Consider the following 13,762-nt stretch of genomic DNA (forward strand, 5'->3'; position numbering starts at 1 on the left):
CGATCAAATACATCCCGGTTGAAATGGAGAACGTTTGCTTAGTGCGTCATCAATTAAAAATAGAAACATTGGGCAGACCTATTGGTTGTTATCTTCGGCTGATTACACTGGACTAACTGATGATGAAACTTTACCAACCCGCTTCAGAAAAAGAAGAACTACAGCTCTCTGTTTGTCAGCGCCTGATTGGCGAAAAAAGTTATCTCTCGCAGGAGGAGATCCGCCGCGATCTGCAAAACTACGGCTTTGAAACCATCAGCCAATCGACGGTTTCCCGCCTGCTGAAAATTCTTGGCGTCATAAAAATTAGAAATACGAAAGGACAAAAAATTTATTCCGTAAATCCGCAATTGCGCCCTGCCCCCGATGCCGCCCGTTCGATTGCTGAAATGGTAGTGAGCGTGGAGCACAACAGCGAATTTATCCTTATCCATACTGCCGCCGGCTATGGTCGTGCCGTCGCCAGGATCCTCGATTACCATGCCCTGCCGGAGATTCTGGGAGTGATCGCGGGTAGCAGTATTGTCTGGGTTGCCCCACGGGTTGTACAGCGGACTGGCCTTGTCCACAAACAGATTAACTACTTACTAAAAATGAATTAATATTCATTAAAACCGTTTGCGTTGAATAAAAATGGCATTATTTGCTTGATCCGCAAACGGAGCTGAGTATAATCGCGGACAATTTGCCGGGAGGAAGTATGGTCCAGTGTGTACGACATTCTGTCTTACCGCGTCTGAAAACAGACGCTGGCCTGCCGTTTTTCTTTCCGTTGCTAACCTATTCCCAGCCCCTCAAATGAGGGGCTTTTTTTTTGCCCAGGCGTCAGGAGATAAACATGGCTAACCCGCTATATCAAAAACACATCATTTCCATAAACGACCTCAGTCGCGACGACCTCAATCTGGTGCTGGCGACCGCGGCGAAATTAAAAGCTAACCCACAACCGGAACTGCTCAAGCACAAGGTGATTGCCAGCTGCTTCTTTGAAGCGTCTACTCGTACCCGCTTGTCGTTTGAAACCTCAATGCACCGCCTGGGTGCCAGCGTGGTCGGTTTCTCCGACAGCGCCAACACGTCGCTGGGCAAGAAAGGCGAAACGCTGGCGGATACCATCTCGGTTATCAGCACCTACGTTGACGCGATCGTGATGCGCCACCCACAGGAAGGCGCGGCACGTCTGGCGACGGAATTCTCCGGTAAGGTGCCGGTACTGAACGCGGGCGACGGTTCGAATCAGCATCCGACCCAGACGCTGCTGGATTTGTTCACCATTCAGGAAACGCAGGGTCGTCTGAATAACCTGCACGTGGCGATGGTCGGCGACCTGAAATATGGCCGTACCGTACACTCACTGACGCAGGCACTGGCCAAGTTCGACGGCAACCGCTTCTACTTCATCGCCCCGGATGCGCTGGCGATGCCGCAGTACATTCTCGATATGCTTGACGAAAAAGGCATTGCCTGGAGCCTGCACTCCTCTATTGAAGAGGTGATGGCGGAAGTAGACATTCTGTACATGACCCGCGTGCAAAAAGAACGTCTGGACCCTTCTGAATACGCCAACGTTAAGGCCCAGTTTGTTCTGCGCGCCAGCGACCTGGCGGGAGCACGGGAAAACATGAAGGTACTGCATCCACTGCCGCGTATTGATGAAATCGCCACGGATGTGGATAAAACGCCTCACGCCTGGTATTTCCAGCAGGCAGGCAACGGGATTTTCGCCCGCCAGGCGTTACTGGCACTGGTTCTGACTAGCGATCTGGCACTGTAAGGGGAGATAACGAGATGACACACGATAATAAACTGCAGGTTGAAGCGATCAAATGCGGCACCGTAATCGACCATATTCCCGCGCAGGTTGGCTTTAAATTGCTGACCCTGTTTAAGTTGACCGAAACCGATCAGCGCATCACCATCGGCCTGAACCTGCCTTCCGGTGAAATGGGGCGTAAAGACCTGATTAAAATCGAGAATACCTTCCTGACCGCCGAACAGGTTAACCAACTGTCACTGTACGCGCCGCAGGCCACCGTTAACCGTATCGACAACTACGAAGTGGTGGGTAAATCGCGCCCAAGCCTGCCGGATCGCATCGACAGCGTGCTGGTCTGCCCGAACAGTAACTGTATCAGTCACGCCGAGCCGGTTTCATCCAGCTTCGCAGTGAAAAAACGCGTAGATGACATTGCTCTCAAATGCAAATACTGTGAAAAAGAGTTTTCTCATTATGTGGTGCTGGCCAACTAATTGGGGTTGGTTATAAATTCCTGGCTACCTATAATACCTGGGAAAATTCTTTTACCGCTGTACTTCAGGAGAAATCATGAGCAAAACTATCGCGACGGAAAATGCACCCGCAGCAATCGGTCCATATGTTCAGGGCGTAGATCTGGGCAGCATGATCATCACTTCCGGTCAGATCCCGGTTGACCCGAAAACCGGCAGCGTGGCAGAAGACGTCTCCGCGCAGGCGCGTCAGTCGCTGGAAAACGTGAAAGCTATCGTTGAAGCCGCTGGTCTGAAAGTGGGCGACATCGTGAAGACGACCGTATTTGTCAAAGATCTGAACGATTTCGCAACCGTCAACGCCACCTACGAAGCGTTCTTCACCGAGCACAACGCCACCTTCCCGGCACGTTCCTGCGTGGAAGTGGCGCGTCTGCCAAAAGACGTGAAGATCGAGATCGAAGCGATCGCCGTTCGTCGCTAAGCGATAAAAAAATCCGGGCATCAATGCCCGGATTTTCGTTACTGCAGTCCCCTCACATCACGCCAAAGAATTTCGGCAGGAACAGCGAAATCGCCGGAATATAGGTCACCAGCATCAGCACCAGGAACAGCACCGCGTAGAACGGTAGCATCGCCTTCACCACCTGTTCGATCTTCTGTTTACTCACCGCACTGGCAACAAACAGCACCGACCCTACCGGCGGCGTGATCAGGCCAATCCCCAGGTTCACCAGCATAATCATCCCGAAGTGTACCGGATCAATACTGAGCGCGTTGGTAACCGGCAGCAGCACGGGCGTCAGGATCAGAATCAGCGGGGCCATGTCCATCAGCGTACCGATCAGCAGCAACATGATGTTAATGCACATCAGGATGACATACTTGTTATCCGAGATACTGGTGAAGGCTTCGGTAATGCGCATCGGCAGTTGCATGTACGTCATGATGGCGCCAAATGCCGCAGCGAAACCAATCAGGATCATCACGATGGTCACAGTCTTCACGGTGCGATACATCAGCTTCGGCAGTTCAGACCATTTGTAGTCGCGGTAGATGAACATGGTGACGAAGAACGCCCACAGGCAGGCGATCGCCGCTGATTCTGTTGCAGTAAAGATACCGGAAAGGATCCCGCCCATAATAATGACGACCGTCATCAGTCCCCACAGCGTATCGAGAAAGATCTTCAGCGCCTGTCGGAACGGTACGCGTTCCCCTTTCGGGTAGCCGCGCTTATGGGCAAAGCCAACACACATCACCATCAGGGTAAAACTCAGCAACAGCCCTGGCAGGATCCCGGCAATGAACAGCGCGGCAATCGACACCGTACCGCCCGTCGCCAGCGAGTAGATAACCGAGTTATGGCTGGGCGGCGTCAGGATTGCCTGCACCGAACCGCTGGCGGTGACCGCCGCGGCGAAGTCGCGCGGATACCCTTTCTTATCCATTTCAGGGATCATCACCGAACCGATGGACGCGGTATCCGCCACCGACGAACCAGAGATCGCGCCAAAAAAAGTCGATGCCACAATATTTACCAGCGACAGGCCGCCGCGGATAAAACCAACAAAGATGTAGGCGAAGTTCACTAAGCGCCGCGCGATCCCACCTTCCGCCATAATGGCACCGGCCAGAATAAAGAACGGGATCGCCAGCAGCGAGAATTTGTTCACACCGTTGGTCAACTGGATCATCACCGCTTCCAGCGGGATATCGATATACCACGCCCCGACGATCGCGCTGATCCCTACCGCGTACGCCACCGGCACCCCAATCGCCAGCATGATGCCGAGCGTAAAAACGAGAATAAATGCATCCATCTGCTTTCCCCTATGAAGTCGGTTCGGTCATCAACTGGTTGAACCCAGCATGACGACAGGACGTTGATACTGAGCGCCACGGCAGATCTTTTCGATGATGAAAAGCAGCGTGATCGCTGAACCGATAGGGAGCGGAAGATAGTTTTCCCCGGCAGTTAAAATGGGAAATTCCGCCACGGGCTGTTGCCACAACTCGTAACAGAGCGTCGAACCGTACCAAAGAATAAAAATGCTGATCGCCAGCAGCATCAGATCGGCACCGATAAAGCAGATCCGACGCCCCATTTCGCCAAGACGATCGGTCACCATGCTGACAGCAATATGCGAACCCGCGCGGTAACTGACCGCCGCACCGACAAAGGTAAATGTCACCATGCATAATATGGCGACCGGTTCAGGCCATGACAGCGCGCTGTTCATCACATAACGCGCGAATATCCCCACGGGAATAACCGCCACCATCACCAATAAAGCCAGCCCGGCAATCCACATTGAAATTCGATACAGCACATCCATTACCGATGAATAACATTCACCCATAATCATCACCTCAACTAATAACCGATTCAGGCGGATGACCTCCGTCACCCGCCTGATGAATTACTTCACATCCTGAATCCGCTTGATCAAATCCTGGTGGTCTTTACCATATTGATCCCGGACGGACTGTGTGGCTTTATAGAAATAATTCGTATCGATATCATGAAAATTCACACCATTCGCTTTCATCGTCTCCAGCGATTTCGCGTTATACGCTTCCCAGAGTTGGCGCTGTTCCATTTGTGCTTCTTTCGCCAGTTTAATAATTAATTCCTGATCTTCTTTTTTCAGCTTGTCCCACTTGGCTTTTGAAAACAGGAACAGCTCAGGAATAATGAAATGCTTACTCCAGGTATAATTTTTGGCAACCGGCAGATAGTTATGCGCGACAAAGGTCGGCGGGTTATTTTCTGTGCCATCAATGACCCCAGTCTGCATCCCGCTGAACACCTCACTGGTCCCCATTGCGATCGCATTCGCGCCCATGGCTTTTAAGGTATCGAGTGATACCGGGCTGGTCTGAACACGAATTTTCATCCCCTTCAGGTCTTCCGGTTTCACGACCGGATCCTTGGTAATCAGGTTGCGCGTGCCGGCATCCATCCAGCCGAGAAACACCAGTCGGGACTGGCTGTTCGCGGTCAACCTGTCGCCAATTTCCTGACCAATTGCCCCGTCCAGTACTTTGTGCAGGTGATCTTCATCACGGAAGACATAGGGCAGCGTAAAGACGTTAATCTCTGGCAATATTGCGGCAACCGGAGACATCGACACGCGGATAATATCAATCGCACCCAGTTGCGCCTGTTCAATCATCTGCTTTTCATCGCCCAGCACACCGCCCGGGAAGGTTTTAATATCCAGACGCCCGTCGGTAGCGGCGCTGAGTTTTTCGCCCATATGCTTCACAGCAACCACGTTCGGATAATCCGCCGGATGGACATCTGCCGCACGCAGCGTTTGCGCAGACGCCGCCTGAGCGGCCAGCACTAAGGCGGAACCCATACACAGGTTTAACAAGGTTTTAGTCAGTTTCATTTTTCCATCTCCAGAGGTTTATAATTTTCATTAATACAAACGACTTGCAGGATAGAGGGCCACCTTAATTAAAAGGGACAGTAAGGAATGACATTGCCCGAACAGACGAGTCGGTGTAACAAATTATTACGATGATTATGTTCATAAAATGATGCGGGATGGAATTTTTTTTAGCACGCTGTTTCATTTTTGCAATGAAGGTCTTTTTCCTGGAAAAAAGATGTTCTGAAGAGGCCTAAAATTGTGATCGACCACACCTCTTTGGTTTTTCAAAAAAAATAAAACACGACGGATGAAAGAATATATTCTTTTGCAGGGTGAAAAGAAAAATGGCTGCCGAAGCAGCCATTATTTTCGCTTATTGCCAGCCGTAGCGGCGGCTATAGAATCCTTTCACCAGTTGCGTTAACGTCATATATCCCACCAGGATCGCCACCAGCCAGGGGAAATAACTCAGCGGTAACGCCTGCAATTGCAGATAACCTGCCAGCGGTGAGAACGGTAGCGCTATTCCCACAACCATGACCACCAGCGTCATCAGCATCAGTGGCCAGGCGGCACGACTCTGGATAAACGGCACGCGGCGCGTACGAATCATATGCACAATCAGCGTTTGCGAGAGCAGGCCCACCACAAACCAGCCTGACTGGAACAGCGTCTGCGCTTCTGGCACATTGGCATGGAATACCCACCACATCAGGCAGAACGTCAGAATGTCGAAGATGGAGCTGATGGGGCCGAAGAAGAGCATGAAGCGACCGAGATCCGCCGGATTCCAGCGCTGTGGTTTTTGGATCTGCTCATCGTCAACGTTATCAAACGGGATCGCCACCTGGGATACATCGTACAGCAGGTTCTGAATCAGCAAGTGTAGCGGCAGCATGGGCAGGAACGGCAAAAAAGCGCTCGCCACCAGCACGCTAAAGACGTTGCCAAAGTTAGAACTGGCGGTCATTTTGATGTACTTCAGCATATTGGAGAACGTACGGCGCCCTTCAATCACGCCCTCTTCCAGCACCATCAGGCTCTTTTCCAGCAGGATGATATCGGCCGCTTCACGGGCGATGTCTACCGCACCGTCAACCGAGATGCCGATATCCGCCGCGCGCAGCGCCGGCGCGTCATTGATGCCGTCGCCCATAAAACCCACCACGTGCCCTTCGCGTTTGAGCAGCCGGACGATCCGCTCTTTATGCATCGGCGTCAGGCGTGCAAACAGCGTGGTACGCTGGGCCAATGCGGCGAGCGCGTCGTCGCTCATGCCTTCGATCTCGTTCCCGACAATCACTTCTCCGGCGTCCAGGCCCACCTCATGGCACACCTTCGCAGCCACCAGTTCGCTGTCACCGGTCAGGATCTTCACGGTGATGCCACTGGCGTTAAGCGCCTTCAGGGCGGGCGCGGTAGTCTCCTTCGGCGGATCGAGGAAGGCAATGTAGCCTTCAAGGATCAGATCGGATTCATCAATACGCTGGTAATCGCCTTCCCGTGCCGGCAGATATTTGGTCGCCACGGCAACGACGCGCAGCCCCTGACGGTTCAGCGTGTCAGTCACGCGCTTCACCCGTCGCAGCATGTTGTCATCCAGCGGGACAACTTCGCCGTTATGGCGCACCTGCGTACAGACGCTGAGGATCTCCTGCAACGCGCCTTTGCACACCAGTTGATGGACATTCGTCTCTTCCGCCACCACCACCGACATCCGGCGGCGCTCAAAATCAAACGGGATCTCATCAATTTTCTGCCAGCGGGTAGACAACTCGCGCGCGGCCCCTTCATCAACGCCTTCCAGCACGGCGGTATCCAGCAGGTTTTTCAGCCCGGTCTGATAATGGCTGTTCAGCCACGCGGCATGCAGGACGCGTTCACTGGGCTTACCGGAGATATCCGTATGATTCTCCAGCACAATTTTATCCTGGGTCAGCGTACCGGTTTTATCGGTGCACAAAACATCCATCGCGCCGAAGTTCTGAATCGCATCCAGATGTTTGACGATCACTTTTTGCTTCGACAGTTTCACCGCACCGCGCGCCAGCGTCGAAGTGACAATCATCGGCAGCATTTCCGGCGTCAGGCCCACGGCGACGGAGAGCGCAAACAGCGCCGCTTCCCACCAGTCGCCTTTGGTATAACCATTGATGAGCAATACCACTGGTGCCATCACCAGCATAAAGCGAATCAACAGCATGCTGACGCGGCTGATCCCCTTCTGAAAGGCGTTCTGCTCACTTTCCTGTTCGCTGACGCGCCCCGCCAGTTGACCAAACCAGGTATGGGCTCCGGTGGCGATCACCATCGCCTGCGCCGTGCCGCTCACCACGTTGGTCCCCATAAAGCAGAGGGTGTCGCACTCAAGCGGGTTGCTTTGATTGACGTCTCGGGTGCGCGCCACTTTCTCCACCGGCAGCGATTCCCCGGTTAACGATGCCTGGGCGACAAACAGATCTCGCGCCTGAATCACCCGCAGATCGGCCGGGATCATATCCCCGGCCGACAGCTTAATAATGTCGCCGGGCACCAGTTGATCGATTGGCAGCTCAACCCAGCCATTTTCCCCTTTCTCATTGATGACCCGCAGCACTGTCGCAGTATTACTGACCATCGCTTTCAGCGCATCTGCCGCTTTGGTGGAACGCGCTTCCTGGATAAAGTTAAGCAGCGTGGAGATTATCACCATCAGGGCGATCACCCCGGCGGCGAACAGATCCTCTGTGGCATACGAAATAGCCCCCAGGAGGGTCAGTAAGATATTGAACGGGTTACGATAACAGACCCACAGATGCTTCCACCACGGCGACGGTTTCTGGGTAGGCAGAAGGTTTTCACCGTGTTGTTCGCGGGCGGCGTTCACCTCTGCCGCAGTGAGTCCTTCCGGATGCGCATTGAACGTTTTCCACAACGTCTTTTCATCCATCGCGGCCACTTTCAGGCAGTGTTCGCTCAGGGAAGCAGGCATCGGGGTGCTGACAATCGACTGTGCATTGGGTAACGGATCGCGATGCACCAGGCGATCGGGCAGATGGCGGCCAAGCCGGGCAAACAGCTGGCGAGTGATATTTTTAAACATAGGCAGTCCCTCCGCGCCAACAAGACGGGCGCAGAAATATCCTTCAGGCGCGGCAAAGCCTTACCTGGCAGGTAACATGATTTTCTTAAACAGGGACGTTAACGCGTCACTGTCTTACATCACCGGTAAGACAGCGAAGGGCAGGCTTACCGGAAAGAACGTGTTCTCCATTTCGTGAGAGGGGTGGGATCGGGATCCATAAAGCCTCCGGTAAGTGAATGATTTAGCCCGCAGATTATAAGTTGTAGATCATAATATTTGTGGCATCTATGGCGTTATAATAACTCCCGGCAATTAAACAAAACATATACACAAAACCATTCGGCTTGCATCCCGGCGGAAAAGGAATGAACGACGCCAACGCAGAGGCAGCGTGAAGGATGACGTGTATAAACCAGACTTTGCCCATTGAGGTTTCTACGAGTAAAGTTACCCTCTTATCATCTTTTGCAGCGTACCACGGGAAAACAGGATGCAAAATCGGCTGACAATCAAAGACATTGCCCGCTTAAGCGGCGTGGGGAAATCCACCGTTTCCCGTGTGCTCAACAACGAAAGTGGCGTCAGTGAACGGACTCGCGAACGTGTCGAAGCAGTAATGAATCAGCACGGATTTTCCCCCTCTCGTTCGGCCCGCGCCATGCGCGGCCAAAGCGATAAAGTGGTCGCCATCATTGTGACTCGTCTCGATTCACTGTCGGAAAACCTTGCCGTACAGACGATGCTGCCGGTGTTTTATGAGCAGGGTTATGATCCCATCATGATGGAAAGCCAGTTTTCCCCAGAAAAAGTGGAAGAGCACCTGGGAATGTTGAAACGCCGCAACATCGACGGAGTGGTGCTGTTTGGCTTTACCGGCATCCCCGACGCGATGATCGCCCCGTGGCAGGCATCGCTGGTGTTGCTGGCACGTGATGCGAAAGGCTTTGCTTCCGTCTGCTATGACGACGATGGAGCGATTAAAATCCTGATGCAGCGCCTGTACGATCAGGGGCATCGCCACATCAGTTTCCTCGGCGTTCCGCACAGTGACGTCACCACCGGCAAGCGCCGCCATGACGCCTATCTCAGCTTTTGCAAACAACATAAGTTACATCCCGTCGCAGCCCTGCCAGGTCTGGCGATGAAGCAAGGCTATGAGCATGCCGCGAGTGTCATTACACCGGACACTACCGCGCTGGTATGCGCCACTGATACCCTCGCGCTCGGCGCCAGTAAGTATTTGCAGGAGCAGCGGATCGATAACCTGCAGCTGGCGAGTGTCGGCAATACGCCGCTGATGAAATTCCTGCATCCGGAGATCGTCACGGTCGATCCCGGCTATGCCGAAGCCGGACGCCAGGCGGCGGCCCAACTGATCGAGCAGATCAACGGACGCAGCGATCTGCGCCAGATCGTCATTCCTTCCACCCTTTCCTGAATCATTGTCGATCGCTTTCTGAACGATAATTTGTGATCTTCACTGCGTTTCGGGAACGTTCCCATTTTTAATTTTTTATCCCGGATATACTCTGTGGCCATCGCACAACAACCCCCTTTTCACAGTCATCGCCACGAGGCTTCATGATGAGCAAAGTTAAACAAGCGGATATTGACCGGCTGATAGCGCTGGTAGGTGGGCGAGAGAATATCGCCACAGTGAGTCACTGTATTACGCGCCTGCGCTTTGTGCTGAATCAGCCAGCAAACGCCAGACCGAAAGAAATCGAAGAATTACCGATGGTCAAAGGCTGCTTTACCAACGCCGGTCAGTTCCAGGTGGTGATTGGCACCGAGGTCGGCGATTACTACAAAGCGCTGCTGGCGACCACCGGACAGGCACACGCCGATAAAGAGCAGGCGAAAAAAGCGGCTCGCCAGAACATGAAATGGCATGAGCAGTTGATCTCCCACTTCGCTGAAATCTTCTTTCCGCTGCTGCCGGCGCTGATCAGCGGGGGCTTGATTTTAGGTTTTCGTAACGTCATTGGCGACCTGCCGATGAACAACGGCCAGACGCTGGCGCAGATGTATCCGGCGCTGAAAACCATTTATGACTTCCTGTGGCTGATTGGCGAAGCCATCTTCTTCTATCTGCCGGTGGGTATCTGCTGGTCGGCGGTGAAAAAAATGGGCGGCACGCCGATCCTCGGCATCGTACTTGGCGTTACGCTGGTGTCTCCGCAGTTGATGAACGCTTATCTGTTGGGACAACAGGTGCCAGACGTGTGGAACTTTGGCTTGTTCAGCGTCGCCAAAGTGGGCTATCAGGCACAGGTCATTCCGGCGCTGCTGGCCGGTCTGGCGCTGGGCATGATTGAAACGCGTCTGAAGCGCATCGTGCCGGATTACCTGTACCTTGTTGTGGTACCGGTGTGTTCGCTGATCCTCGCGGTATTCCTCGCCCATGCGCTGATCGGTCCGTTTGGCCGCATGATTGGCGACGGCGTGGCGTTTGCGGTTCGCCATCTGATGACCGGCAGCTTCGCCCCGATTGGCGCTGCGCTGTTCGGCTTCCTGTACGCCCCGCTGGTGATTACCGGCGTGCATCAGACCACGCTCGCCATTGATATGCAGATGATCCAGAGCATGGGGGGAACCCCGGTATGGCCGCTGATTGCCCTTTCCAACATCGCGCAGGCTTCTGCGGTGGTGGGCATTATTATCGCCAGCCGTAAACAGAACGAACGCGAGATCTCTGTTCCTGCCGCGATCTCCGCCTATCTGGGGGTCACTGAGCCGGCAATGTACGGTATCAACCTGAAATACCGCTTCCCGATGCTCTGCGCGATGATCGGCTCCGGCCTTGCCGGGCTACTCTGCGGCCTGTACGGGGTGATGGCTAACGGCATCGGCGTCGGCGGATTGCCGGGCATCCTCTCTATCCAACCGACTTACTGGCAGGTGTACGCCGTCGCGATGGCGATCGCCATTGTCATCCCGATCGTGCTGACCTCCGTGGTCTACCAGCGTAAATACCGTCAGGGCACGTTACAGATTGTTTGATTTTATTCGGGGCGCAATTGCGCCCCTCGCATAACCAGGAAATGACTATGAATACCCTTCCCCACTGGTGGCAAAACGGCGTCATCTACCAGATCTACCCCAGAAGTTTTCAGGATACGACCGGCTCCGGCACCGGCGATTTACGTGGCGTGACTCAGCGCCTCGACTATCTGCATAAACTGGGCGTGGATGCCATCTGGTTGACGCCGTTCTATATCTCACCGCAGGTGGATAATGGCTACGATGTCGCCAACTACATGGCAATCGATCCCGCCTACGGTACGCTGGACGATTTCGACGAACTGGTCGCCCAGGCAAAAGCGCGCGGGATCCGCATTATTCTCGATATGGTGTTTAATCACACCTCCACGCAGCACGCCTGGTTTCGTGAGGCGCTCGACAAAGACAGCCCGTATCGCGAGTTTTACATCTGGCGCGACGGCACGCCCGATACGCTGCCCAACAACTGGCGTTCCAAGTTTGGCGGTCACGCCTGGCAATGGCATGCGCAGAGCGAACAGTATTACCTGCACCTCTTCGCCCCGGAACAGGCGGATCTGAACTGGGAAAACCCTGCCGTTCGCGCCGAGCTGAAAAAAGTCTGCGAATTCTGGGCCGATCGCGGCGTGGATGGCCTGCGCCTGGACGTCGTTAATCTCATCTCCAAAGATCAGAGCTTCCCCAATGACCTTGACGGCGATGGTCGCCGCTTTTACACCGATGGGCCGCGGGCGCATGAATTTCTGCATGAGATGAACCGCGACGTCTTTACGCCGCGCAAGCTGATGACGGTCGGCGAGATGTCCTCTACCACGCTGGAACATTGCCAGCGCTACGCCGCGCTGGACGGTAGCGAACTGTCGATGACCTTCAATTTTCATCACCTGAAGGTTGATTATCCTGACGGAGAAAAATGGACACTGGCGAAACCCGATTTTATCGCGCTGAAGACCCTGTTCCGCCACTGGCAGCAAGGGATGCACAACGTCGCGTGGAATGCGCTGTTCTGGTGTAACCACGATCAGCCGCGCATCGTGTCGCGCTTCGGCGACGAAGGTGAATATCGGGTGCCGGCAGCGAAAATGCTGGCGATGGTGCTGCACGGCATGCAGGGGACGCCATACATCTACCAGGGTGAAGAGATCGGCATGACCAATCCGCACTTCACCCGGATCACCGACTACCGTGATGTGGAAAGCCATAACATGTTTGCTGAGTTGCGGGCTGAAGGTCGCGATGCCAATGAACTGCTGGCAATCCTGGCCAGTAAATCCCGCGACAACAGTCGTACGCCGATGCAGTGGGATAACCGCAAAAACGCAGGCTTCAGCCAGGGCGAACCGTGGATCCCGTTGTGCGATAACTACACGGACATCAACGTGGAGAACGCGCTCGGCGATAACGCGTCGGTGTTTTACACCTACCAACGGCTGATCGCGCTACGCAAATCAGAACCGGTACTCACCTGGGGCGACTATCAGGATCTGTTGCCAGACAGCCCGTATCTCTGGTGCTATCGCCGCGAATGGCAGGGGCAAACGCTGCTGGTCATTGCCAACCTGAGCGGCGAATGTCAGGCCTGGCAACCGGAGTCGTGCCGTGGTAGCTGGCAGGTACTGATGCACAACTATGAGGAAGTTTCACCGCAGCCGACGGCAATGACGCTGCGTCCTTTCGAAGCCATCTGGTGGCTTCAGAAGTAATCGGTTGGTCCCCTCTTGCCCGGAGAAGGAAGACTTCCCGGGCAAAATCCCTCTCCCCGCCTTAGCTAACTGTTTTTGCTGAATAAATAATCAGATTTTTCTATGTCACAATTTACAATCGCTATAACGCCCGCCAACTGTACGCTCTGATTTTTACTTTGCGCTATATCAAAAAAATCGCAAACACTTTTGATGCAAATCACTATATATAGAACTTAAAATGCAATCCGCCCCAACATGTTGTATTAATCAACTACATTTACAACAACGATGATGTCCACAGTCAGGGTGACATTGTGGATAACATGGGACTGGACTGCGGGAAGTGATTGGATAGAGAGATGAATAACCATATCAATGCTTCCCGAGCCTCTGTG

Annotated in this window: 11 protein-coding genes and 1 pseudogene; 8 read left to right on the forward strand and 4 right to left on the reverse strand. The window is 53.8% G+C overall.

What is annotated here, in order from left to right:
* Nucleotides 1–122: 122 nt before the first annotated feature.
* The 5 genes and pseudogenes from QQZ17_RS02635 to ridA all read left to right on the forward strand — a co-directional run bounded on the left by QQZ17_RS02635 (nt 123) and on the right by ridA (nt 2,713).
* Nucleotides 123–602 (forward strand): arginine repressor, encoded by a 480-nt coding sequence (locus tag QQZ17_RS02635; RefSeq protein ID WP_042322699.1) that lies wholly within the window; start codon nt 123–125, stop codon nt 600–602.
* A gap of 98 nt (nt 603–700) precedes the next feature.
* Nucleotides 701–836: pseudogene (pyrL, locus tag QQZ17_RS02640) on the forward strand (pyr operon leader peptide).
* A gap of 2 nt (nt 837–838) precedes the next feature.
* Nucleotides 839–1,774, forward strand: a complete 936-nt coding sequence (gene pyrB / locus QQZ17_RS02645) for an aspartate carbamoyltransferase (protein ID WP_152401789.1) — start codon at nt 839–841, stop codon at nt 1,772–1,774.
* Between the two features lie 14 nt (nt 1,775–1,788).
* On the forward strand, nt 1,789–2,250 hold the full coding sequence (gene pyrI, locus QQZ17_RS02650) for an aspartate carbamoyltransferase regulatory subunit (protein ID WP_046495617.1): 462 nt from the start codon (nt 1,789–1,791) through the stop codon (nt 2,248–2,250).
* 76 nt (nt 2,251–2,326) lie between these two features.
* Nucleotides 2,327–2,713 carry a 2-iminobutanoate/2-iminopropanoate deaminase gene (ridA, locus tag QQZ17_RS02655; protein WP_152401787.1) on the forward strand — a complete coding sequence of 129 codons (387 nt, stop codon included), beginning with the start codon at nt 2,327–2,329 and terminating at the stop codon, nt 2,711–2,713.
* A 52-nt stretch (nt 2,714–2,765) separates the two neighbouring features.
* Here ridA and QQZ17_RS02660 read toward each other — a convergent pair whose 3' ends face one another.
* The 4 genes from QQZ17_RS02660 to mgtA all read right to left on the reverse strand — a co-directional run bounded on the left by QQZ17_RS02660 (nt 2,766) and on the right by mgtA (nt 8,697).
* Nucleotides 2,766–4,052 carry a TRAP transporter large permease gene (locus QQZ17_RS02660; protein ID WP_152401786.1) on the reverse strand — a complete coding sequence of 429 codons (1,287 nt, stop codon included), beginning with the start codon at nt 4,050–4,052 and terminating at the stop codon, nt 2,766–2,768.
* A 30-nt stretch (nt 4,053–4,082) separates the two neighbouring features.
* Nucleotides 4,083–4,592, reverse strand: a complete 510-nt coding sequence (locus QQZ17_RS02665; protein ID WP_152401784.1) for a TRAP transporter small permease — start codon at nt 4,590–4,592, stop codon at nt 4,083–4,085.
* A 60-nt stretch (nt 4,593–4,652) separates the two neighbouring features.
* On the reverse strand, nt 4,653–5,630 hold the full coding sequence (locus tag QQZ17_RS02670) for a TRAP transporter substrate-binding protein (RefSeq protein WP_152401781.1): 978 nt from the start codon (nt 5,628–5,630) through the stop codon (nt 4,653–4,655).
* Between the two features lie 358 nt (nt 5,631–5,988).
* Complete coding sequence (gene mgtA, locus QQZ17_RS02675; protein WP_152401779.1) at nt 5,989–8,697, reverse strand: magnesium-translocating P-type ATPase; 2,709 nt, start codon at nt 8,695–8,697, stop codon at nt 5,989–5,991.
* Between the two features lie 472 nt (nt 8,698–9,169).
* On the opposite strand from mgtA, the gene treR reads away from it, so the two are divergent.
* The 3 genes from treR (at nt 9,170) to treC (ending at nt 13,385) form a co-directional block, all read left to right on the forward strand.
* Nucleotides 9,170–10,117, forward strand: coding sequence for a trehalose operon repressor TreR (gene treR / locus QQZ17_RS02680; RefSeq protein WP_152401777.1), 948 nt, complete (start codon nt 9,170–9,172; stop codon nt 10,115–10,117).
* 146 nt (nt 10,118–10,263) lie between these two features.
* Complete coding sequence (treB, locus tag QQZ17_RS02685) at nt 10,264–11,682, forward strand: PTS trehalose transporter subunit IIBC (RefSeq protein WP_152406249.1); 1,419 nt, start codon at nt 10,264–10,266, stop codon at nt 11,680–11,682.
* A 47-nt stretch (nt 11,683–11,729) separates the two neighbouring features.
* Nucleotides 11,730–13,385 (forward strand): alpha,alpha-phosphotrehalase, encoded by a 1,656-nt coding sequence (treC, locus tag QQZ17_RS02690; RefSeq protein WP_152401775.1) that lies wholly within the window; start codon nt 11,730–11,732, stop codon nt 13,383–13,385.
* Nucleotides 13,386–13,762 lie beyond the last annotated feature (377 nt).

The sequence above is a fragment of the Citrobacter sp. T1.2D-1 genome (assembly GCF_950098555.1).
GTDB classification, from domain to species: Bacteria; Pseudomonadota; Gammaproteobacteria; order Enterobacterales; family Enterobacteriaceae; genus Citrobacter_A; species Citrobacter_A telavivensis.

Coding starts and splice junctions, on each gene's coding strand:
- QQZ17_RS02660 (WP_152401786.1), bottom strand. CDS start 4,052: ATGGATGCATTTATTCTCGTTTTTACGCTCGGCATCATGCTGGCGATT.
- pyrI (WP_046495617.1), top strand. CDS start 1,789: ATGACACACGATAATAAACTGCAGGTTGAAGCGATCAAATGCGGCACC.
- pyrB (WP_152401789.1), top strand. CDS start 839: ATGGCTAACCCGCTATATCAAAAACACATCATTTCCATAAACGACCTC.
- QQZ17_RS02635 (WP_042322699.1), top strand. CDS start 123: ATGAAACTTTACCAACCCGCTTCAGAAAAAGAAGAACTACAGCTCTCT.
- QQZ17_RS02665 (WP_152401784.1), bottom strand. CDS start 4,592: ATGGGTGAATGTTATTCATCGGTAATGGATGTGCTGTATCGAATTTCA.
- treC (WP_152401775.1), top strand. CDS start 11,730: ATGAATACCCTTCCCCACTGGTGGCAAAACGGCGTCATCTACCAGATC.
- treB (WP_152406249.1), top strand. CDS start 10,264: ATGAGCAAAGTTAAACAAGCGGATATTGACCGGCTGATAGCGCTGGTA.
- mgtA (WP_152401779.1), bottom strand. CDS start 8,697: ATGTTTAAAAATATCACTCGCCAGCTGTTTGCCCGGCTTGGCCGCCAT.
- ridA (WP_152401787.1), top strand. CDS start 2,327: ATGAGCAAAACTATCGCGACGGAAAATGCACCCGCAGCAATCGGTCCA.
- treR (WP_152401777.1), top strand. CDS start 9,170: ATGCAAAATCGGCTGACAATCAAAGACATTGCCCGCTTAAGCGGCGTG.
- QQZ17_RS02670 (WP_152401781.1), bottom strand. CDS start 5,630: ATGAAACTGACTAAAACCTTGTTAAACCTGTGTATGGGTTCCGCCTTA.